The sequence below is a fragment of the Caballeronia sordidicola genome (assembly GCF_002220365.1).
Taxonomy (GTDB): domain Bacteria; phylum Pseudomonadota; class Gammaproteobacteria; order Burkholderiales; family Burkholderiaceae; genus Caballeronia; species Caballeronia sordidicola_C.
In genome coordinates this window covers 1-21,782 of sequence record NZ_MTHB01000041.1, presented here as the reverse complement: position 1 = coordinate 21,782, position 21,782 = coordinate 1, and the positions used below count along the sequence as shown (strand labels likewise).

General features: G+C 58.0%; 19 protein-coding genes. 8 read left to right on the top strand and 11 right to left on the bottom strand.

Translation table 11 applies throughout. From position 1 onward, the window contains the following. Positions 1-251: 251 nt before the first annotated feature. On the bottom strand, positions 252-572 hold the full coding sequence (locus tag BSU04_RS06395; protein WP_089159810.1) for a hypothetical protein: 321 nt from the start codon (positions 570-572) through the stop codon (positions 252-254). 462 nt (positions 573-1,034) lie between these two features. On the opposite strand from BSU04_RS06395, the gene BSU04_RS06390 reads away from it, so the two are divergent. Both BSU04_RS06390 and BSU04_RS06385 read left to right on the top strand, forming a co-directional pair. Next, complete coding sequence (locus BSU04_RS06390; protein WP_144021139.1) at positions 1,035-1,271, top strand: hypothetical protein; 237 nt, start codon at positions 1,035-1,037, stop codon at positions 1,269-1,271. A 284-nt stretch (positions 1,272-1,555) separates the two neighbouring features. After that, entirely contained in the window at positions 1,556-2,464 is a 909-nt protein-coding gene (locus BSU04_RS06385) for a cation diffusion facilitator family transporter (protein ID WP_089159808.1), read from the top strand. Positions 2,465-2,569: 105 nt separating this feature from the next. On the opposite strand, the gene BSU04_RS06380 is transcribed toward BSU04_RS06385, so the two are convergent. Genes BSU04_RS06380 through BSU04_RS06375 form a run of 3 tightly spaced genes read right to left on the bottom strand, consistent with a single transcriptional unit; the run spans position 2,570 to position 3,922 of the window. Then, entirely contained in the window at positions 2,570-3,136 is a 567-nt protein-coding gene (locus tag BSU04_RS06380; protein WP_144021138.1) for a hypothetical protein, read from the bottom strand. Then, a complete protein-coding gene (locus BSU04_RS47395; protein WP_256982237.1) occupies positions 3,120-3,251 on the bottom strand; it encodes a hypothetical protein in 132 nt (43 codons plus the stop codon). The genes BSU04_RS06380 and BSU04_RS47395 overlap by 17 nt, the downstream gene beginning before the upstream one ends. Beyond that, entirely contained in the window at positions 3,248-3,922 is a 675-nt protein-coding gene (locus BSU04_RS06375; protein ID WP_256982236.1) for an HAD family hydrolase, read from the bottom strand. The genes BSU04_RS47395 and BSU04_RS06375 overlap by 4 nt, the downstream gene beginning before the upstream one ends. Before the next feature lie 560 nt (positions 3,923-4,482). Between BSU04_RS06375 and BSU04_RS06370 the strand changes: the two genes are divergently transcribed. Together BSU04_RS06370 and BSU04_RS06365 are read left to right on the top strand one after the other, a co-directional pair. After that, positions 4,483-5,142: a BON domain-containing protein gene (locus BSU04_RS06370; protein ID WP_218827240.1), complete on the top strand. Its 660-nt coding sequence runs from the start codon at positions 4,483-4,485 to the stop codon at positions 5,140-5,142. Between the two features lie 108 nt (positions 5,143-5,250). Beyond that, a complete protein-coding gene (locus BSU04_RS06365; RefSeq protein ID WP_089159805.1) occupies positions 5,251-6,024 on the top strand; it encodes a helix-turn-helix domain-containing protein in 774 nt (257 codons plus the stop codon). 149 nt (positions 6,025-6,173) lie between these two features. On the opposite strand, the gene BSU04_RS06360 is transcribed toward BSU04_RS06365, so the two are convergent. The 7 genes from BSU04_RS06360 to BSU04_RS06335 all read right to left on the bottom strand — a co-directional run bounded on the left by BSU04_RS06360 (position 6,174) and on the right by BSU04_RS06335 (position 18,084). Continuing rightward, positions 6,174-9,386: an HAD family hydrolase gene (locus BSU04_RS06360; RefSeq protein ID WP_089159804.1), complete on the bottom strand. Its 3,213-nt coding sequence runs from the start codon at positions 9,384-9,386 to the stop codon at positions 6,174-6,176. 177 nt (positions 9,387-9,563) lie between these two features. Continuing rightward, the gene (locus tag BSU04_RS06355; RefSeq protein WP_089159803.1) at positions 9,564-10,361 is read right to left on the bottom strand and encodes a PRC-barrel domain-containing protein; all 798 of its coding nucleotides are present in this window, start codon (positions 10,359-10,361) and stop codon (positions 9,564-9,566) included. Between the two features lie 165 nt (positions 10,362-10,526). Continuing rightward, positions 10,527-10,961, bottom strand: coding sequence for a thioredoxin family protein (locus tag BSU04_RS06350; RefSeq protein WP_089159802.1), 435 nt, complete (start codon positions 10,959-10,961; stop codon positions 10,527-10,529). A 219-nt stretch (positions 10,962-11,180) separates the two neighbouring features. After that, positions 11,181-12,215 carry a zinc-dependent alcohol dehydrogenase gene (locus BSU04_RS06345; RefSeq protein ID WP_089159801.1) on the bottom strand — a complete coding sequence of 345 codons (1,035 nt, stop codon included), beginning with the start codon at positions 12,213-12,215 and terminating at the stop codon, positions 11,181-11,183. Between the two features lie 33 nt (positions 12,216-12,248). Beyond that, on the bottom strand, positions 12,249-12,380 hold the full coding sequence (locus tag BSU04_RS47390) for a hypothetical protein (protein ID WP_256982234.1): 132 nt from the start codon (positions 12,378-12,380) through the stop codon (positions 12,249-12,251). 172 nt (positions 12,381-12,552) lie between these two features. Next, positions 12,553-12,834: a hypothetical protein gene (locus BSU04_RS06340; protein ID WP_089159800.1), complete on the bottom strand. Its 282-nt coding sequence runs from the start codon at positions 12,832-12,834 to the stop codon at positions 12,553-12,555. 816 nt (positions 12,835-13,650) lie between these two features. Further along, complete coding sequence (locus BSU04_RS06335) at positions 13,651-18,084, bottom strand: CheR family methyltransferase (RefSeq protein WP_089159799.1); 4,434 nt, start codon at positions 18,082-18,084, stop codon at positions 13,651-13,653. Between the two features lie 507 nt (positions 18,085-18,591). Here BSU04_RS06335 and BSU04_RS06330 point away from each other — a divergent pair. From BSU04_RS06330 to BSU04_RS06315, 4 genes are all read left to right on the top strand, one after another. Beyond that, on the top strand, positions 18,592-19,098 hold the full coding sequence (locus BSU04_RS06330) for a universal stress protein (RefSeq protein WP_089159798.1): 507 nt from the start codon (positions 18,592-18,594) through the stop codon (positions 19,096-19,098). Positions 19,099-19,139: 41 nt separating this feature from the next. After that, entirely contained in the window at positions 19,140-20,012 is an 873-nt protein-coding gene (locus BSU04_RS06325) for a slipin family protein (RefSeq protein ID WP_089159797.1), read from the top strand. Positions 20,013-20,144: 132 nt separating this feature from the next. Next, positions 20,145-20,372 carry a hypothetical protein gene (locus BSU04_RS06320; protein WP_144021137.1) on the top strand — a complete coding sequence of 76 codons (228 nt, stop codon included), beginning with the start codon at positions 20,145-20,147 and terminating at the stop codon, positions 20,370-20,372. A 130-nt stretch (positions 20,373-20,502) separates the two neighbouring features. Then, positions 20,503-21,782, top strand: a 1,280-nt coding sequence (locus BSU04_RS06315) for an oleate hydratase (RefSeq protein ID WP_089159795.1), incomplete at its 3' end; no start/stop codon positions are given.

Genomic DNA, 21,782 nt, shown 5'->3' with positions numbered 1-21,782 from the left:
GCTGCGTGGCTGGCGTGGGGAGTGGAGTCGGGGAAGCGAGAGCTTGAGGCCAAGCGCCTACGCGTCCCCTGAACATCGCACGTCAAAGTCGACGCGAGCGTTTGAAGCGGGTGAAAGCAGCGGCTGAGCTACCGCGCCGTGCGCTCGGTATTCACCAGCGCACGGAGAGCATCGCCACGGGGTAGGGTGGCGGCAGGCAGGGATTTCCCCCTTTTCATGAACGGCAACACCCGATGAAACGTGGCGGCTGTTTAGTCGAATGGACGGAAGAACACGTCCCGCCTGGTCGGATCGGAGACAAACTTGAACAACGACATTCCGGCTGGTTTGGCTCGCAGGTCGCCATTTATGGCGGTATGTACGGCTGTGAAGGTCTGCGCGACAGCATCGCTCAGTCCGTTTGTACCGGCGAGAATAGGCGCCCGGGCACAATAGTCCCGGACAAACGTATTTCCCGAAGCTTGCAACAGTGAAACCATGACTTCGAAGTCATTGCCGTGTATGCGATGGCTTAAAAGTAATTTCCCTTCCCCGTGCCCGGTTAGCAACTCTTCAACGATCTGGCGGTTCATTTCTACTGACTTCTCCTTTGGCCGTCATACAGCGACGCTGCAAGACCGGCACCCGCGACTGATGCTGGCGCCGTGGGTGCCTTCTTTAGGGGAACACAAATCGGACGAACAAAGGCAATTCTTTTCAAAGCCCTTATTCTTGCGGCTGTCACGCGCTATTCGCCGGAGTGGCAAAACGCACCAGATTTCGCATTTCAGAGGCACTTTATGTCCAAAAACACGGAAAACAATGCGAAGAAGTGGATTTGGTGGCGCGCTTGGCGAACGTCTTTGCGAACTCGCTTATCTCCAGGTGTGCCCAAAATGCAGCACCTGTGTCCGCGTGACAGACGCTGCGAGCTCTTCCGGCCGGTTTTCGACATTTCGCCTGGACGAACCCTCGCGCCCGCTTATAGCAAGCTCTTGATAGAATCGATCTCGTCAATGGTTGTTTAACAATTGATCACACCATTGGAGTTCAATTTGGCAACGTACGAAGTCGATTTTTTCTATAGTTCGGCCGAAGCGCCGGAAACTTACAACCAGCACATGACTCATCAAACGGTCTCCGGCGTGCCGGACTATCTTCTGGGCGAAGCCGCAGTGGCACATATCACCGCCCGCTTGCTGCATGACAATCCCACCTTCAGGCGGATCCGGAATCTGAGAATCCTGAACACAGGCGTTTCGCCGAATTCAAGCAAGCCGACTGGCGAGTGAATCTGCTTCAGCCCTGCTTCACGTCTGCTGGATGCAAGGTTCAAAAGCCGGTTTTGGTCGTTCCTGGAATGGATGAATGAGCGCTCCGCCGCTGATTGACGCGTTAATCAAGCGCGTCAATCAAGCGCGTCAATCAAGCGAGTTAATCAGGCGGGTTCAGCAATCGCGCTCGTCAAGCAACCGCCAAAACACGCTCCGCCCACCTGCACGCCGGTCAAGCCGCGCATGTTTAACGCCTGCATGCGACTGTCGTAGCATGATGGCTTACGAAGCGAGATGTGCTCATGTCCGAATACCTGTCGAGTCAAAAGCTGCGCCGGTTCGCCTCGATGGTGGCGCTCGCCGTCGCGCTCACCCTCGTCGGTGTCAAGGCCTGGGCATGGCTTGCGACGGGCTCGATCTCGTTACTCACATCCGCGGCTGACGGTCTGGTCGATGTCGTTGCGTCCTTCGTCACCTTTGCGGGCGTCCGGTATGCAGGGCGCCCTGTCGACCAGGGTCATCGCTATGGACATGGCAAAGCGGAGGCCGTGGCCGCGCTGGTGCAAGCGCTATTGCTCACGGGCGCGGCCGTGGGACTTGGAATTGAATCGGTCGAGCGCCTGTTCGTCCCGCAACCGCTCACTGACATGGGCTTTGGCTTGTGGGTGATCATTGCCAGCCTGGTTGCTGCCAGCGGGCTCGTAGCATTGCAAACCTATGTCGTCAAACGAACGGGGTCGACAGCAATCGCTGCCGACCGGGCGCACTATGTCACCGACGTTGCGGTGAACATCGCAGTGCTGGTCGCGCTGGCACTTGAACGGTTCCTTGCGTGGAACCGGGCCGACGCACTAGGCGCTCTGGCCATTTCCTGCTACATGCTATGGAATGCACGGGACATGGCCCTGCAGGCGTTGAACCAGTTACTCGATCGGGAACTCGAAACGTCCGACCGGGAGCGCGTCCGGTGCGCTGTGCTCGGTTGCGAAGGTGTCCGGGGCGTTCATGACATCCGGACCCGAAATGGCGGAGATCGTGTGTTCGTGGAGTTCCACGTCGAGGTGGACGGTGCGATGTCGGTTGAACAGGGCCACAGCATTGGAGACCATGCGGAGGACGCCGTGAGATCGATATTCCAGGCAGCAGATGTGGTTGCGCATCTGGAGCCCGCCGGCATAGATGACCGGCGCCTGGACGATTTGGTCAAGTGATTCAGGGAGCAGCGCGCGAACGAGATCGACTGATCGTGAGACGTCAACACGCCAAGCGGAAACTCCCTTGCGATCCACTAAGGTATGCTCGCGCCTTCCAAAAGCCTACTCAGGCACCGCGTCCTTCCCTGGATCAGCACCAGCGGAAAATTGACGAAACTCCCTTTCTGCGTGCGTGATCAGTTCGGCGCATGTGACATACATCCATGCAGGGTTCCCGTCGGTCGTGTACATCCCGCGGCATAAGCCCTTTACCCGAATCGTCGAACTGCCGATGCCGTTGTCCATGAGGGTGCGCGACGCCCATAAATAAAGAACACCTGATTCATGCGGCTCCGCTGTCTCAATGGCAGTTTTGTTCGCGCGAATAATGTTGGTCGCCGAGTGCTGCGTAACAAATTCCCGAGTCCTTTGCCACATCGCGTCGCATGCCACCTGCCCCACGCAGTCTATTGATGCGTCATCGCGAGCCTTATCTAAAGCAGCCTCGTAACGATGACCGTCGATTGGTGATCCGCTCATCGTGCAAGCTTCAAGACTCGCGACTGCCATCATCAATAAAAGTGTTCGTTTCATAGTCTTCCCAGCCATTTTCAAGCCGATCGTCAAATGCCAGGTCTCAAATCTTCGTACGTGGTTTTCCAATGGCTGTATTTCAATAAGCAGTTCCAAATAATCGATTCCGGTTGCGCACGGCGCGCAGCGGATCGTATCCGGCTTCCTCGACGATCCAGTCGCAGTCGTCCGTTGAAGTCAACGCACCCGCCAGGGTTTCAGTGGCGGTCATGGTGCGCGCCGGCAAAGCCGGCCTAGCGACAGTTCTTCAATGGAAACTTCGTCGAGACTGGTCACAACGAGGCTTGCTCCCGCGGCCCGGAGCGAGGCCGCATCATGAAGCCGGGCAATGCCAAGACCCGTCATGCCGCCGGCGCACGCGGCTTCGATGCCGGCTGGCGCATCCTCCACCACGAAGCAGTTTCCAGGGGCGGCCGGCAAATCCGCAGCGGCCAGGAGGAAGATTTCCGGGTTTGGCTTGCCTTGCTTTAAATCGCGGCCGCAGACATTCGATCCAAAGACATCGAGGAGGCTATGGTCCGCGTCCAGTTGAACGAGCCTCATCATTTCGTTGGCGTTCTTCGACGAGGACGCAACGGCCATGGGCCACCCTAACGCCATGACGGCCCGAACGAAGCGCAACGCGTCGGGGAACGCGTTCACTGCCCCAGCGTGTATCAGTTCCTCCAGTCGTCTTTGCTTGCGCTGCGCGTAGTCTGCGGCCTCCCGATCAGCGTGGCGCCGGCCTAGCGCCTGCAAGGCTGCTAGCGCGCCGGCGAGGCGTGGCTTGCCAGCCACCTGGGACTGGTACACAGCCGTGGTGAAACGAGCTTCGTCAGCCGGATCTCCCAGCGCTTCTCGCCACGCGCGCTCATGAGGCGAGGCAAGCAGGACGCCGTCCACATCAAAGATTCCCGCCGATAAGATCGGGGGTCTTTGTGATGCGGAAATCGGCTGTGTGTTATCGGTCATGCTCGAGGCATGCCGAAGACGCACGACGCGTTGTCAGCTCCAACGGTACCGTGACTCACATAGCGATTTGAACGCATATCCAAGCTCCATAGCATCAGGCTGCGTGCGCTGGAAGGAGTCAACCATGGTCGATCCCGAGCGCCTGAACAAATTCACATAGGCCCAAAAAATCCTAGTATCCGGCGTAAATGCCAATGAGGGCAGATTCGGAAAATACTCAGAGCGAGTCAATCGCCTTCGAAAAAATGCCGCTGGAAAGAATCTGTGTGTCCGGCCATCAACGCCATCGGCGAGCGCACATCGCGCACATCAAGCTGAGTAGTTTCCGAGTCTATCGGACCCGCTTTCAACCTCCTATCATCGGTAGCATCAAGATCAAACCATTCATCGCTGCGCAAGGGCCTGCCCGGAAGAGCGTGTCCCTGCAGGACGCGTTTCTCCCGTGCCGTTCTCCTTCCGCGCACGTTACTTCTGCACATCCCGGAGACATCATGGCGGTCATTTATAACGACAGCGAATTGCAACAGGCCGTTCTTTCGGAGCTTGCCTGGGAACCCAGCGTGATCGCTGCACACGTTGGCGTCACGGCGATCGCGGGCATCGTTACGTTGACCGGGCATGTCGAAACATTCGCGGAAAAACATGCGGCCGAGGCCGCCGCCCTACGTGTCAAGGGAGTCGAGGCGGTTGTGGACAATGTCGAGGTCCGGCTTGCCTTCGATGCAAAGCGCAGCGACGACGACATAGCCGCGGCAATCGTGAATCGGCTCGCGTGGGATGTCTCGGTTCCACGAGACACGGTGGGGGTGAAGGTGGAGGACGGCTGGATAACGCTTAGCGGGAAAGTGGACTGGCACTTCCAAAGAGAGGCTGCCGTTCAGGACGTTCGACGGCTACTCGGCGTGACCGGCGTGACGAACCAGATTACGCTCAGGGCCGCCATCAACGTCTTGAAGGTGCGAGGCGACCTCATGCACGCGCTGGATCGTTCGTGGTCCGACTCGCGCAACATTACGGTAACGGCAAACGGCGCAACGGTGAAACTGACTGGGACCGTGCGCACACCGCACGACCGGGATCTGGCAGTCGCGATCGCATGGTCCGCTCCCGGCGCGTCCGCCGTGGAGAACGACCTGACCATCTCGCTCTGACGAACCGCTGGCTGCATCTGAATCGAGGAATAACGTGAACTGATATATCGTATTCCTTACTATATAGAATTTTCTTGAAGATATTCGATCCGAGATCAGGAGCCGACCATGCTTTCAGTTCAAGTCAAACCCGCCATCTATCCCGCACCGGCCGCGTCGGGCCAGCAGGCGCGCAACCCGTCGGCCGCTTTTCCGCACTACCGGCCGGGCCGCATCGATCACTCGCCTCCTGCCGTTCCCGTAGCAAAAGGCGCTACCCTGCTGGACCTCACTCGCTTGCAATCGATCATATGCACAACGCGTAAAGTCAAACGTGGGAATGCACTGTACCGTACGCATGACCCATTCGATAGTATCTATACGGTGCGCGCCGGCTGCTTCAAGACTGTTATCACTCACCGCGACGGCAAAGAGCAAGTGACCGGCTTTCAGTTCATGGGCGAGGCGCTGGGCCTTGACGGACTCTGCACCGAGCGCCACAACTGCGACGCAATTGCGCTCGAGGACAGCGAAGTATCCGTCATCCGCTTTGCACTTCTGGCTTCGCTGTGTCATCAGGTCAGTTCAATCCAGCACCACTTTTACCGCGTGCTGAGTGGTGAAATTGTCCGGGAGTCCAGTCACATGATGATGCTTGGAACGATGTCCGCGGAACAGCGCGTAGCAGCGTTTCTTCTCGACCTGTCGGTCCGGATGAAGGCGCGAGGGTACTCGCCGGTCGACTTTTACCTCCGCATGACGCGGGAAGAAATGGGCAATTACCTGGGAATCAAACTGGAAACGGTGAGCCGGATGTTCTCGAAGTTACAAAAACAAGGTCTCGTCGATGCCCACGGCAAGCAGATCCGGATCGTCAACCCTCTCGGTCTGTCACGCGTCTAGCACCGTACCAGATCCGATTTAGTCGGCCGAGTTTCCGTGAGCTGGAAACTGCGAGCGGGTTTTTCCGTCCGGAAGCGGTGACCATGCCGGACGCGCTTTCCGCGCGGAATCAACCACTACAACGATCCCAGTCCAGCCAATGACGTGTTTCACCGGGCCACTTCCTCCGCTGTACAGTCCGTTGCCGCTGCGGTCAGTGGAAACGCCCGCGTCGTGCCGCTTTGCAGTTCATACGTTTCTCCGCCCACGAGCAGATCGATAGGCGCTGCAACCCCGTTATGGACATGCAGCGTCAGCGTGTCATGATCGAGCCTCAGGTCAATCGAGTGCCCCCGGTAGCGAATGCGCATCTCGAGGTACTCAATATCAAGTGGCAATTGAGGGTTGAACCGCAAGCGGTCATCTTTGATCTCGATACCGGTCCAGACGCGTTGCACGATATCGACCGTTCCAGCCATTGCCCCGAGATGGACGCCCTCGGCGGTCGTGCCATCCTGAATGTCAACCACGTCGCTTTGCAGCGCCTGAGCGAAGAACCCCATGGACCGTGGCCGATCCGATCGTGCGAGGACCCACGCGTTGACGACCCTGCTCAACGTAGAACCATCCGATGACCGGTCCGTGTAGTAGTCGACGTTCCGCGGAATAGTGGTGCTCGGAAACGGGTAGCCGAGGCGGAGGAATAGTTCAGTGAGTTCTTCGGCGGAAAACAAATAGAACAACATCAGCGTATCAGGCTGTTTCGAAAGCTTGTAGCCATTCGCGCTGTCACCCTCGCCTTCAAGGATCAAGTCGAGCCGCTGGATATTCGAATAACGAACACGGTAGGCATCCCAGTCAAGTTCGCGTAACTTTTCATAGCCCTCAAACTGGCTGATGATCCCTTCATCATGAAATGGGATGACCATTTTCCGGCTGATGTCGTCCCAGTGGTCTATCTCGCTGGCCGTCAAGTCAAGGTCGATCATCAGTTCGGTGCGCCGTATTTCGGGCAAAAGATCGAGCACGTCCCGGGCCCGGCGCAGCACCCAGACCGCCATGACGTTCGTGTAGGCATTGTTGTTGATACCGGGCGTCGTGGACCCGGGATAAGCATCGTGGAACTCGTCGGGTCCAAGCACGCCGTGGATCTCGAAGCGTCCACGCGCCGGGTTGAACGTCGCAATGCTGGACCAGAACCGGGCAATATCGAGGATCAGTTCTGCTCCGTATGCATACAGGAATTCGACATCGTGCGTCACCTGAAAGTATTGCCAGACGTTATACGCAATTGCACTGCCTACATGACGCTGCAAGTAAGAGTTGTCAGGCACCCAATGTTGCGAGCGCGGGTTGAGATTGAACGCCTGGGTTTCCTCGCTGCCATCGCTTCCACTCTGCCAAGGGAACATGGCCCCCGCATAGCCAGCCGCGGCGGCAGCCGCGCGAGCCTCCCCAAGGCGCCGGTAGCGGTACATCAGCAGCGACCGCGTGATTTCCGGCAAGCGATAGTTGAAGAACGGAAAAATGAATAACTCGTCCCAAAAGATATGCCCCTGGTACCCTTCCCCCGTCCATCCCCTCGCCGGTACGCCAATATCACGGCCGATGGAATTCGGCGACACGGCTTGCAAGAGATGAAACATGTTCAAGCGCAGCAACATGGATACGTTCAACTTGAAGCTTGGGTCAGCCGGTTCAATGCGCACGTCGAAACGCCGCCACAGGTGCTTCCAGGTCAACGCGTGACCGGCCGCGAGTTCATCGAAAGATCCTGCTCTCGTGATCGCCTTGCGCGCTTCAAATCCGCACTCTGAAATAGCCGGGTCGCGCGACGAATAGAGCGCGGCAATTTTATTGATGACAAGCGACTCGCCCGGGGCCAGATCCTTGCAGAATTCCTGGCCGATGTACCCCGGCTCTTCGATCACTCGCCGTGGCAGGTCCAACAACCCGCCGTGGTGCAACGCCCGAGTACGCGACGCTTGACTCACATTCACATGCGACTGGCTCGTGCGGATGGTCACGGCGACGCAGTCCTTTCCTACGACCTCCGCCGCCAGCGGCTCAATGTGCTTGTTACTGAACTTTCGGTATAGCTTGGCGCCGCCGTTGACAACGCGTGCGTCGATGGCCGAGCGCACGGTGACCGGCGCCGACCAATCGTGGGCGGTCAACGTGAGCTCCAGCGCTCCCAGATGCATATCCCTCATTGAGATGAAGCGGCGCTCGTCAAGCGTGCTCCTGCGCCCCTTCGCGTCTTCGAACGATACCGATCTCAAGAGCATGCCGCGACGAAGATCAAGCTCCTGCCGATAGGACGAGAGTGTCACGGCTCGCATGTCGAACCAGTCCTCCGTGCCTATGCGAAACGTGAGTTCCAGCCAGTTGGGGAGATTGACGAGGTCTTCGTTTTCAACTTCTCGCCCGGCAATGTCGGTGTGCAACCGGTTATACCCGCACGCGAGATACGTCCCGGGATAATGGACATCGTCGGCAATGCTCCATGGCGCGGCCGCACGAGTCGCGAAGTAGCCGTTGCCCAAAGTACACAAGGTTTCCCTGACGCCTTCATGAGCAGGCTCGAAGCCCGTGAATACCAATGACCATTCGGGAGGAGGCGCAGCCGTTGCCTGAACCTGAGACGAGTCAGTGACAACGACATCAGCGCCGGCGTCGCGCAGTTCCTGCGTGCGTCCACCTCGATCAACACCAATGACACACCCGAACCGGGCTGCATGACCAGCGTCTATTCCTGCAATCCACTGGCTTACTACGGCCACTCTTGAAATGTCTGCGCCGAGGCGTCGCACCACATCGCGCCAGGCATCCGGTTCCGGCATGGAATTCGGGTCACCGATATCAGCGTCCAGACCGTTCACTTGCACGTCGAAAAGTTGAGTAATGCCAGCCGCTTCCAGCACGGCCGAGCAGTTGCCTGCAAAGGATACGACAGCCGTCCTGATACTCAGTGCGCGCAGTTTGCGCACCAACTCAATAGAGGCATCGTAAAGCCCGACGCCGTCTGCTTTAAGATTCTGAAGGAAATATCGGCTTTCCAGTGGACCCAATGAGCGTCTACTTAGGACCTCGGTCCTATCATCCGGCGAGCCGATCGGCAAATGGATCTCATGCGCCGCAAGGAACGCTGCGATGCCGTCGTCTTGCGACTTGCCGTCCATGTAGCGCGCGTAGTCAGCATCGATGTCAAACGGGATGGACGGCACACCCGCACGGACCGCGTGCTGCGCGAGCAAGTCGTGCAAGACCTGCTTCCACGCACGGGCATGCAAGTGCGCTGTCTTTGCCAGCACACCATCCAGGTCAAACAGAACGGCATCATAGTCGCGCGGCGACAGCGTGACGATCGGGTAGGAAATCATAGGGATCCGATGACCCAACCTGCTGACGTCGCCGGCGATTTCACCGAACCACTCGTCCTCCGCCCCACCGAACCCGCGCCCAATGCCTTAAACGAACGGCCGCTCGACATTTTCACAAGATCGAGCCCCGCCCGTCTTTCGCAGAGAGTCGCTTCAGGCGTCGCGTCAGTGGTCGCGTCACCGCGAAGCACGGTCGCCTTTCGTCCAGTATCCGTCTCTGCTATGAAAGGTGTGCAGCGCTGTTTCGTAGGTACGGCTCAGCGGCACCAGATCGTCATAGTCCGGGCACTTCTTGATCGCTTCACGTGTGAGGTCGGTGACAATGCTGGAGCCGAACCAATCGACAGAGTCAACCCACTCAGTCGCCAAAAGCACGGTCCTTCCTCCGGGCCACCAGTTTCGAGTGTCGACTGTCAGATAACGAATGACCCAGGCCTTATCATCGAAGATGAAGCCAGACACGTGACCTATGCTCGCGTCACGCGCCTCTATGTGGTAACCCGTCACAGCGTCGCTACTTCGCAGATGCACATCCTCCCATGGCGCGTCTGCCTCAAGTTCATCCGGCTCGCGTGATTCCGGCTGGATACCCGGGCCGATCTGCATTGGACCGAGCACCGGAAAACCGCCCATTCCCCACGAGTCGCGACCGCCCCAGTACTGGGGATAGCCGTAGTAACGCAGATAGTCCAGCTCATGCTGACGAGACACGGGTTGTTGCGTATCTATACCCGGGCTGTTCTTCACCTGCTCGCGCGTCAGATCCACAGACACGGTGCTCGCGCCTGGGTCCGTATGTTTGACGGAATAGGGTGAAATCAATACGCGATGACCATTGAGCCAGCCTCCCGTATCAACCACGAGATAACGGACACCCCATGCCTCGTCATCAAAATAGACTTCATCGACGCTCCCCAATATTCCATCACGCGCAGCAACCGCGCTACCTTTAAGACTTTCTACGCTTCTCAACATGTTAAATACTCCTCATATTTAGAGCTGGCACCAAGCCTGGTCTCGGGTTGCGGAAACGGTCAGAGCAAGCTTCAAGCGGCCCTGCGACTGCTGTAGATTGTCTACCGCCGAGCGGCGATGATCCTCAGACAATAGCGCTTGTCCAGGGCCGACAGGACACTTTTGCTACGTTGACTTCTGCAGATGCGGTTGCAGCCAAAGGCCGAGCTGCCCCGCGGTCATCGCGCCGCAGTGGCGTACGATCTCCTGTCCACTCCTGAAAACCACAAGTGTAGGGACACATTCAATTCCGTAGCGCTGGGCAAGCGATGCCTCCTTGTCCGTTTCCACTTTCGCGAACAATGCCCGCCCCGCGAGCTTACGAGCGCCAGTGGAAAAATGCGGCAGCATCGTCTTCGATACGTTGCACCATCGCGCCCAGAAATGAATGACGATCGGCAGGTCGGACACACCCATATACTGATCGAACGTGGCCGCGGTCAGTGAAATCGGACCACCGGCGGAGGATCGTTTGTGGGCAGCAATCCGCGCAGGGGTAACCACGATCGATTCAGGTGAAAACCCCTTCGGAACGGGGCCGTTTCCATAAAGCCTATTCATATTCCACTCCGCAGTTCATCCTTACAACGGCCTGCCCATGGTCGCCTGCACTCGGGCAGTGTTCCCGGTTCCTGGTCGCGGTTAGCGTAAGTTCGTGTGAACAACAATATCCCCAACATGCGCGTTTGGCTTGCGTCAGATCAAGATCACCCGTCCTTAATTTGTCGATTCACCTTCCCCGTTTGACGGCTATTCAAAGCCTGTCGCAATGCGCAGCGCTTAATGACTCGCAAACTCCAGCACCACGCGCGAAGGAACGTCGCCATGGGCCAGCCGATGGAACACGTCGTTGATCGCCGATAGCGGCTGCAACTCAATATCCGCCTTCACCTTGCCCTCGGCGGCAAAGGCAAGTGTTTCGGCCATGTCGCGGCGATTGCCGACGAACGAGCCCTTGATCGTGATGCAGTTGGCCACCACGTCGAACAATGGAGTCGGGAATTCGCCCGGCGGCAAGCCCACCAAAACGCAGGTTCCGTGCTTGCGGGTCATGCCAACACCCTGCTTGAACGCACCTAGCGACGGTGCGGTAATCAGCACACCATGAGCGCCGCCACCGGTGGCCTTCCTGACGGCGGCGATCGGGTCTTCGTCCCGGGCGTTGACCATCACATCCGCGCCAAGACGTTTAGCGTGGGCGAGCTTGCCGTCGTCGATGTCGACTGCGCAAACGTGCAGACCCATGGCCTTGGCGTACTGGATACCCAAATGTCCCAAGCCTCCAACGCCTGAAATGACCACCCATTCGCCCGGGCGGGCCTGCGTTTCCTTGATGCCCTTGTAGGACGTGATGCCGGCGCAGATAAGCGGGGCTGCATCCCGGGCGGCCAGATGCGCCGGGATGTGCGCTACGTAGTTGGGGTCCGCGAGGATGTACTCGGCGAAGCCGCCGTTTTTCGTGTAGCCGCCGAACTGAGCCTCCGCACACACCGGTTCGCGCGCAGCAAGGCAATATTCACAATGTCCACAGGCGGAATAGAGCCAGGGCACGCCAACACGATCGCCTTCCTTCACCGCCGTGACACCCGTGCCGATTGCGGTGACTATGCCGATACCCTCGTGGCCCGGAATGAACGGCAACGTGGGCTTCAAAGGCCAGTCTCCATTCGCCGCATGCAGATCGGTATGACAGACGCCACAGGCTTCGGTCTTGACCAGTATCTGCCCTGTTCCGGGCGTTGGAATATCGACTTCCTTCAACACCAGCGGCTTGCCGAATGCTTCAACAACCGCCGCTTGCATTTTGCTTTTCATGATTTTTCCCTCTGTTAAAACGTGTCTGGTGTCTCACTCCACTGCCGGAATCGTCAGCCCCCTGACCGCCTCGATTGTCTTGACGAGCAGCGTCCTTGCATCGCCGCGAACGATGCCGCAGTTATCGGCGTAAAAAAAGGGTATGGACGATTCCGGCATGGCCATTGCTCTCCCGGCGCTCGATCACAAGGATCTTCCCGGCCTATCCTTCAGGATCTTCAACGGAATTTTTATGATTATTTTCGTCATCCGAATGATTAAATCCGGGTGCGCACCGCGCATAGCTTTTGAACCGACCGGTCTGTTCGAACCCGATGCGGCCGGAAAAGCACCTGCTTCAACTATGAGCAAAGGAGTCTCCTAGTATTTCGTCGCGTTCGGCCGAATCCGATAACAAAAAATCTCGTCGTGCTTCATCAATTACATGACGAATGTAGTCGTTGTGCTGGTCTTGATCGTCGTGCTTCATATCCCAGTTCCGCTTCTCAGCATCGGGAGAATGAGCTATGGGCAACGAAACAGACTTCTCCAAATGATCACCGGGCACGGGAGTTCCTTGAATCAAGCGTCTAAGCACCTCCTGACGAATCTGTTCCGCGGTAAAAACTTGCTTTTCCATGACAGTCTCCCGAGATCCACGCGTTGCGTAAGGTTATGTCTCAGCCACTCGGCGCAGATCTGAAAACGCCCATTCTTGATCTACGTCCTATGTGGTTCCTCGATTTCTAGCCCGGAGTCAGCTGTGAGCGCCTTCTTTGCCAGCAGCCTCTCGACCATGCGCCCCCCAGCAAGTGATGGGTCACGTCGGGAAAGCGAGTCAGATAACGAAGCGCTACGATCAGTGAAGTGATGTTCGGCACGGATCTTTGTCCTGACACAAAAGTGGATATCACGATTGCGCGAAGGTCTCCATGCTCATGTCCACAATAGCGCCGAGCGCACGGCAAAGGCAGACTCGGAAACTACTCAGACCGATGTTCCACGTCGCTCATGGATGAGCGATTTTCGAGTGCGGATTTGATTACTGAAGAGTTGGAGGAACGGGTGGATGACGCGACTAACCTCGACTAGGTGGATAGATGGTTTCCACACGATTTTTTGTCTTCGCCAACTGAGTAGTTTCCGATCCTGTCGGGAGATTTATTAGGGAGTAAATTCACCAGATAAGACTGATCCGTTCATCACGGATAGTTTTCGGCCCTTTCGTCGGCGTGCGTGCTGCCTCGTAGCGCGAACGTGTCACCCTGTAGTCATAACACTAGGAGTATTGCCATGGCACTACCAATCTGGGGCGTTTTGGGTGGCATGACAGCGCTATTTTTTGCAGCACTTTTTTTGCGTGGGCAGACAATGCTGGAACCACGGAGAGTAGAGATCAAGCGCAGCGGCCCGAAATAGGGGCAGTGGATGGGCTTTCGCTAGCCAGCCGTCCCTTCTATCCGGTGGAAGGCGGTTCGTCGACACCATTGGTCTGCGCCAGTTGCGCCGCGAGCGCGAGGCGCGTCAACGCCGGCAGCGACCTCGAGCCTGTTTTTTTCATGATCAACGCCCGGTGGTTCTCAACCGTACGCTGACTAATGCCAAGGTCCGCCGCAATAATTTTGCTAGGGCATCCCGCAAGCACGAGATCCATTATCTGGTGTTGTCTTGGTGTCAGGCCCGAGATGTGATTCGCCGCGGCCTCACGCCAGGCAGTCAGCTTTTGCGAGTTCACCGACTGTTCGAACGCACGCCCCACACTTTCGAGTAACTCAGCCGCGCCTATCGGTTTTTCGATGAAATCCGAAGCACCTTCCTTCATGGCCTGTACCGCCACGCTGACGTCACTATTCCCCGTGATCATGATGGCCGGCAAGCGGTCGCCCCTGCCATGCAGCAGCTTAAGCAGATCGACTCCTTTCATACCCGGCAAATAGGCATCGACCAGAAGGCATGCCTCTCTTCCCGGTTTATAGGCGTCCAGAAAAGCCTCACAGGACCCGTAATCCTCAACGGTGCGGCCGTTGTCTTCCAGGGTCTGCCGAATCTCGGTACGGACATGCGGATCGTCATCGACTATGTACACGACGGACGACATCGGTCCCGCCGGTCGCGAAACGGGCGCTAAAGCCCGCGGCGGCACGGTGTGACGCGAAGCATCCATGAGACCTTCGATTGCCTTGATGAGATCGCCCCCCTTCACCGGCTTGTGAAGGTGCAGGCATTTCGCTTGGGCAATGTCGCGCAGAGTCTCCAGCGATATGTCACCCGTCAAGATGATCGCTGGAATCTCCCAACGAGCGATTTTTCGTACGCTGGCAACAACCTGGAGCCCATTCATGCCGCCCGGCAGGTTGTAGTCCGCCAGGATGACGTTGGGTTGAAGGACGTGCTGTAACACGAGTTCCAATCCCTCGACACCGTCGGATGCCGTCCCTGCGTTATAACCCTCTGCGTTGAGTATCGATCCCATCAGGTCTCGAACCTCAGGGTCGTCCTCAATAACAAGTATTGATCCGCTGTGCTTCTTCGGATCGGGCCTTGAAACTTCGCCTATGCGCTCATCATCGTGCGTCGGAGGCCCACTTGTTTCGAGCGGTCCGAGCATGACTTCGATCGAGAAAACGGAGCCCTTGCCAGGCTGTGAGCGCACCGTGATCCGATCGCCGAGGAGGTCGGCCAGACGATTCGCTATTGACAGGCCAAGACCCAGGCCCCGGCTGCGCTCACGCGCCGCATTGTCCAACTGATGGTACTCGTCGAATATCGCCTTCAGCTCATCGTTCGGAATGCCAATACCTGTGTCCCAGATTTCGATGCGCAGTCTGTCGCCTCTGCGGCGGCAACCCAACAACACACGCCCCCGCTTGGTGTACTTGAAGGCATTGGACAGCAGGTTACGAATCACCTGCATCAGCAAATGCGGGTCGCTTGTAATCAAGAGACTGCAGGGAGCCACGCGGAAGACGAGGTTTGACGGCAGCGTACGATCGTTAAACTCGTCCTTCATTTGATCAAGGAGCTCACCAATCGGAAAACTGACCAACTCCGCATGAACGGTTCCGGCTTCGATCTGGTTAATGTCCAGCAATGCGTTCAACATGCCGGACATCGAGCTCAGGATATGCTCGAAACGCTCGACCATCTTCTTGGCGACTTCGCCTTCCACAGCGTTCGCGAGCGAACCTTGTAGCAGGACAAGCGCTTGAAGGGGCTGGCGCAGGTCGTGGCTCGCCGCAGCCAGGAATCGTGACTTCGCATTGTTGGCCTGGTCTGCAAGCTGTTTCGCTTCCCTCAACGAGGTCTTTACCAGCTTGCGTTCGGTGATGTCCGTGAACGTAATGACAACACCCTCCACCCGGTTGTCCTCGGTTCTGTACGGCAAGATCCGGCGAATAAACCAGATACCGGTTTGCGCCTGTATCTCACGCTCGGATGCGACAGACGTCGCCAGTACGGTTCGGGTGTCGGCAATAAGATCGTCATCGGCGGCCAGCGAACTGAGATCGCGCAGCGGCCGGCCTATGTCGCCCGGGAGAACATTGAACAGCGATCTCGTCGCCGGCGTAAAAAAGCGGATATTGAGCTGCATATCCAGGAAAAGCGTTGCTACCTCGGTGCTATACAAGACATTCTGAAGATCGTTGGACGTCGTGCGCTGCCGTTCCAGCGTCTCTTGTAGCTGGCTGTTGAGCGCAGTCAGCTCCTCGTTCAACGCTTGCAATTCTTCTTTTGATGTCAGCAGCTCCTCGTTGGTCGATTGATATTCTTCGTTCACCGACAACGCCTCCTCGTTGACCACCTTATGGTCCTCGCTGATCATCTCGAGGCTTCGAATTGCACTTGCGAGCTCCGCTTTGGCCGCCGCGAGCTCGCTCTCAAGTTCTGCCACCCGAGGCACGTCCTCTTGCGTGCTGGGAATGGCCCTCCTGTCCTGCTGATCACGATGTGCGTCGTCGACAAAGGAAACCAGGAACATTTCCTCTCCGTCGTTCAAGACAAGCTGGACGTCCAGCTTGAAACCCACCACGTTGCCGTTTTGCAGCGTCGTGCCCCCCGCCACCACGACACGCGTATTTCCCTGCCTCGCACGCTGAATGGCGAGCCTGAGCCTGCTGCGCACCTCATGCGCGGCCATTGCCAGGATGTCCTGAGTGGGAGGACCCGACGCGACATGCAGATACCGGTCGGTGGGTCCGACGGAATAGATGCACTCATGGTCGCGGCTGATCAGGACGGTGGCAGGCGCATGCGACTGTATGACCAACCGCTTGCACAGCTCCGCCATGGCGGACTGACGGGAGACGGCATGTCCCTGCTCTTGCCGCGATGCAATACGGACCGCGTTGGTCGAGTTCATCGAAAAGCCGACGTTATGCGACCTGCCGCGACCGGTATGCCGATAAATGCGTTCTGACTTCGAAAGAATCTCGAAACGGCCGTCAGGTTTTCCGACAGTTTCAGCGCTGCCGAGCAGAAGGATGCCTCCGTCGCGTAATGCGAAGTGAAAAAGGGACACGACCTTTGTCTGTGCTTCGGGATTCAGATAAATCAGCAAATTGCGGCACGAGACCATGTCGAGCCGGGAAAATGGCGGATCCACGAGCACATCATGGGCAGTGAACACCACCATCGAGCGCAGATCGGCCAATACCCGGTAGTTGCCTCCTTCCTTGAGGAAGAAATTGGCAAGTCGAATTGGCGAGACATCTGCCTCAATGGTTTCTGGATACAGACCTTCGCGAGCCTTGGCAAGGGCATCCGGATCGGCATCCGAGGCAAAGACCTGCAGCTTGATGTTACGCCGCGACGCTGCTATTTCCTCGAGAAAAAGCATGGCAAGCGAATACGTTTCTTCTCCCGTGCTGCACCCCGCGATCCAGATGCGGATAGACTGACCCGGCGCGTGGAGACGGACAAGCTCGGGCACAACGGTTTTCGCCAGGAAATCAAAAACCTTTGGATCGCGAAAAAATTGGGTGACGTTAATCAGAATGTCTTTGGCGAGCAGTTCCAGCTCGACAGGGTCGTTAGCGAGAACCTCAATGTAGGCAGCCATGTCGTGCGTCTCGACTGCGGCCATCGCTCGGCGGCGCTCCATTCGACGCTCCAGCGTGCCGCGCTTGTAAAGCGTGAAATCGTGATCGGTTCTCGTGCGCAACAACCCGATAATCGCCGCCAGCCAGACCGGCCCGGCGCTCTGGCCTGAACCCTCGTCAACCTGATCCCGGCCCGGAATTCGCCGCTGGTATGCCATGAGCGCTTCCGGGATTTTTGCTAGCGGCAACACCAGGTCCACTGCGCCAGTGGCAATCGCGCTCAGTGGCATTCCGTCAGATCCCGCTTCATGCGGATCCTGGGCAATGATAATTCCGCCTTGCTCCTTGATCGCCTTTAAACCGAGACTGCCATCCGCGCCGGTACCGGACAGGACAACGCACGCTGCCCGTGAGCCGTATGCTTTCGAGAGCGAATGCAGCAGGAAGTCAAAAGGTAGCCGCGCGCCATGCCGAGCTTGCGGGATGGAACTGCGTAACACCCCGTCTGCAACGGATAAATAGGTACCCGGGGCAATAATGTAAAGGTGCTCTCGCTCAATCAACATACCGTCTGCCGCTTGCACGACGGTCATCCGTGTATGGCCGGCAAGCAAACTCACCAGCAAGCTTTCGTGAGCCGGATCGAGATGCTGGACGAGTATCCATGCTGCGTTGGTTGTCGGCGGCAATGCCTCGACAAGCTTGCGGCACGCGTCGAGCCCACCCGCCGATGCGCCGACCCCGACGACAAGAAGGTCGTCGGCTTGCGCAGCGAGACCAACGTCTGATAATGGCTTGCGCTTCGACCTGGGTCGAGAGAGGCTAGCCTGACGGACGAGACTTGCAGGCATTTTGTGTATCCGGAGAGAATTGCTTCGAAGCAGCCAACGCTCCTCGAGTCTTCCTGGCTTACAAATACAAGCCGGTCAGCGGGCGTAATTGGTAGATCCCAGGCTTCGACGATAATCGGGTTTCCCGCCGGTTCCGCCCAAGTTTCCTTTGCGTTTCCCTTTAGCGAGCGCACGAACCAGTCCCGGAACGGCTTCAGTTAGGGAATTTATGCGCCCGGTATCCGCGTAACAGTCCGTGCATTCGGCACGCATTCAACGCGCATGCAATTTTATCCATCCTACTCGCCTATCTAACCGCTGTCGCGTTTTGGAACTTCAACCGAGGAGTTCCATTAAGCCACTCCACTGCCACCGCAGCCGCCCCGCGAGGCTTTTTCTGAGTAGTTTCCGAGGCTGGCGCTGCGGCGCATGAATGCGCTACCCTCGCCTGTGGAAACATCGGCGTAACGCCCGCATCCACTGAGCAGCGCGGCTGCAAGCATTGCGTTTTACCCAAGTGAGGACACCGTGTACAAGCGCATCCTGGTCGCAATCGATGGAAGCGAGACGTCCGTCCTGGCGCTCGACGCAGCCCTGCAGATCGCTCGTGAGGCCGATGCCGAACTGCAGCCCGTCTATATCATCGACGCACCTCTGATGGCCTACGATGCCCCCGGCTACGACCCATCGATCCTGCGCAATGTGTTGATCAAAGAAGGAACGCGAGTAACGAATGAGGCGCTCGCGAAAATGCATCTGCAGAAAACCAGAGGCGTCGCGCGGATCGCCGAAGTCGACCTGTATGGCGACGGCATTGCACAACGCTTGCTGGTTGCGGCGGACGAGCTGAAAGCCGATCTTGTGGTGATGGGTACCCACGGGCGCCGAGGTTTCCAGCGGCTCTTGCTAGGGAGCGTTGCCGAGCGTTTCGTCCGAATGGCAACGTGTCCAGTCCTGCTCGTTCCTGCGCCTCATCCGGGCGCCCTCAACGCCGCATCGCCTGCTGCAGCGGAATCCATCGACAATCCGGCCTGATGCTGTAGTCGTGGCCGGCAGCCTTTCAGGAAGTGACCATCATGAATCCCATCACCTTGTTCCTTGCGTTCGTACTGCTTCTTGCCGGGTTGGCTACCGGCGAATTTGTGAGCGTGTGGCTGGCTCCGCTGTTCTTTGTCGCAGCCGTGCTGGTGTTCCTGTCCGTGAGAGTCGCGAACGTCTGGGAAAAATACGTGGTGTTACGCGTTGGCAAGTTGCAGGGCGTCAGGGGACCAGGATTCTTCATGATCATCCCGGTGATCGACAACGTGGTTGCTGTCATCGATGAAAGGATCCAGACCACTTCGTTCAACGCCGAGCAAGCGCTCACGAAAGACACGGTACCCGTGAACGTCGACGCGATCATCTTCTGGCACATTCACAACGCGGAAAAGGCTGCATTGGCTATCACTGACTACCGGCAGGCGATCGACCGCGTAGCACAAACATCGCTACGGGAGATGATCGGTTCATCCATGCTTGCGGCACTGCTGTCGGACCGGCGAGCAGCGGACGCCCAACTGCGTGACGAGATTGGCGCCAAGACGGCGGAATGGGGCGTGACCGTCGGATCCGTCGAGATTCGCGATGTCGCAATCCCAGTCGCATTGCAGGATGCGATGTCGCGCCAGGCGCAGGCCGAGCGCGAAAAACAAGCTCGCGTGATCCTGGGTTCGGCAGAAGCAGAAATTGCGGCCAAGTTCGTCGAAGCGGCCAAGGTGTACGAGTCGCAGCCGGGTGCGTTGCAGTTGCGCGCGATGAACATCATCTACGAAACGACCAAGGAACGCGGGGCGACCATCCTCATGCCTACCTCAATGGTCGACAGCCTGAATCCACCGCTCGCGCTTGCGATCGCCGGACGAGATCTGCCCGGCGCCGAGGTCAAGCCGCTCATCAAGACAGCTGCGTAGCTACCGCGTCTTCAATGCCGGCCGCCGTTGCATCGATAGAGTTGGCCCGGCATTGCCGGCGATCATTGCCCGATGTCGCCTGACGCGCTGATGACCGTCCGGCGACCTGTGCGGCTTCCAAAGCAGGACGCCGTGTCGACCTTCGGCGCCATGGATACAGCCGAGAAAGCCAGTTCGCCCAGCGCTGCTGGGCTCGCACGCGCGACCAAGCGCAACGACGGCTTGCCCAGTCGAAATAAACCCCTTGCACGTCAGTCGCGGTTACAACAAATCGGCCTTGAGTTCCACTGCAAGCATGGCTGCGCCGCGGTCCTCGTCGACCATTGTCCGTGCGCCCTCGCCAAGGTTTTCGTCGTTTGATTTGAGTCAGCATGGGAACTGCACGGCCCCGCTCGTTGATCTGTGTCAACCCCGGTTTAAGTGGGAAAGTTACCTTTCAAAGCGTGTCTTCGCGCCCATCGCTCAACCCGATCCCAACCAGGGTGATTCCATGCAACGTGCGTACGCGGACGGTACGGCCAAGCCGTTCTCCTCCGAAGAAAGCAAGTTTTATCTGGTGGGGGGCGGCATTGCATCGCTGGCCGCAGCCGCCTTCCTGATCCGCGATGCCGATGTTCCGGGCCGCAATATCACGATACTGGAAGCGCTTGGCGTAGCAGGCGGCAGCCTGGACGCAGCGGGCTCCGCGCAAGAAGGTTATGTACTGCGGGGCGGCCGCATGCTCGAGAGCAAGTACGTGTGTACGTTTGATCTGTTCTCATCGATCCCTACGCTCGATGAAAGCAAGACGGTCACACAGGAAATCCTGGACTGGAATGAAACGATGAAGACTGCGTCGAAGTCTCGACTGGTACGCGACGGTCGTCGGATCGACAAACCCGAGTTCGGGCTCACTGAAAGCGACATCCTCACGCTCGAGCGCCTCGCGATTGAACCGGAGCACCTGCTCGGCCGCCGCCGCATAGCGGACTACTTCGCCCCGGCCTTCTTCAAGACCGACTTCTGGCTGATGTGGTGCACGACCTTCGCGTTCCAGCCATGGCATAGCGCGGTTGAATTCAAGCGCTACCTGCTGCGCTTCGTGCACATGGTGTCGGGGTTCAACCAGTTGCATGGAATCATGCGCACGGTCTACAACCAATACGACTCGATGGTCCGGCCGCTGAGCAAATGGCTCGACGACCGCGGTGTCCAGTTCCAGTTCGGCACGCGCGTGAGCGATCTGGTGCTTGACGAGGCCAACGGCGAAACGCGCGTGGAGGGCATCGTCTGCGAGTGCGAGGGGCGTAGCGTTTCAATCCCCGTCGGGCCGGGCGATGCGGTGATCGTCACCCTGGGCTCAATGACCGAAGGCTCGACCCTCGGCGGCATGGATCGCGCCGCCGTGCCGGGCGGCAGCGCCGACTCTGGTTCCTGGGCTCTCTGGGAAAAGATCGCCACGAACCGCCCCGCTTTCGGCCACCCGAACGTGTTCACGGATCACATCGATGAATCGAAGTGGCTGTCGTTCACGACCACATTGCATGATCCTGCGTTCTTCAACCTGGTCCGGGACTTCACCGGCAATGTCCCCGGAGAAGGTGGCCTCATCACCTTCGCGGATTCAAACTGGCTCATGTCGATCGTCCTGCCGCACCAACCGCATTTCATCGGTCAGCCGAGCGACGTGCAGGTGTTCTGGGGATACGGACTCACTATCGATCTGCCCGGTCATTTCGTAAAGAAACCGATGGCCGAGTGCACCGGTCGCGAGATCATGACCGAGGTACT

Bases quoted from the DNA above. Each gene is read 5' to 3' on its own strand.
- BSU04_RS06340 (WP_089159800.1), bottom strand. From the start codon at position 12,834: ATGGAAAAGCAAGTTTTTACCGCGGAACAGATTCGTCAGGAGGTGCTT.
- BSU04_RS06355 (WP_089159803.1), bottom strand. From the start codon at position 10,361: ATGTTGAGAAGCGTAGAAAGTCTTAAAGGTAGCGCGGTTGCTGCGCGT.
- BSU04_RS47390 (WP_256982234.1), bottom strand. From the start codon at position 12,380: ATGGCCATGCCGGAATCGTCCATACCCTTTTTTTACGCCGATAACTGC.
- BSU04_RS06335 (WP_089159799.1), bottom strand. From the start codon at position 18,084: ATGCCTGCAAGTCTCGTCCGTCAGGCTAGCCTCTCTCGACCCAGGTCG.
- BSU04_RS06370 (WP_218827240.1), top strand. From the start codon at position 4,483: ATGGCGGTCATTTATAACGACAGCGAATTGCAACAGGCCGTTCTTTCG.
- BSU04_RS06345 (WP_089159801.1), bottom strand. From the start codon at position 12,215: ATGAAAAGCAAAATGCAAGCGGCGGTTGTTGAAGCATTCGGCAAGCCG.
- BSU04_RS06360 (WP_089159804.1), bottom strand. From the start codon at position 9,386: ATGATTTCCTACCCGATCGTCACGCTGTCGCCGCGCGACTATGATGCC.
- BSU04_RS06385 (WP_089159808.1), top strand. From the start codon at position 1,556: ATGTCCGAATACCTGTCGAGTCAAAAGCTGCGCCGGTTCGCCTCGATG.
- BSU04_RS06325 (WP_089159797.1), top strand. From the start codon at position 19,140: ATGAATCCCATCACCTTGTTCCTTGCGTTCGTACTGCTTCTTGCCGGG.
- BSU04_RS47395 (WP_256982237.1), bottom strand. From the start codon at position 3,251: ATGACCGCCACTGAAACCCTGGCGGGTGCGTTGACTTCAACGGACGAC.
- BSU04_RS06395 (WP_089159810.1), bottom strand. From the start codon at position 572: ATGAACCGCCAGATCGTTGAAGAGTTGCTAACCGGGCACGGGGAAGGG.
- BSU04_RS06350 (WP_089159802.1), bottom strand. From the start codon at position 10,961: ATGAATAGGCTTTATGGAAACGGCCCCGTTCCGAAGGGGTTTTCACCT.
- BSU04_RS06365 (WP_089159805.1), top strand. From the start codon at position 5,251: ATGCTTTCAGTTCAAGTCAAACCCGCCATCTATCCCGCACCGGCCGCG.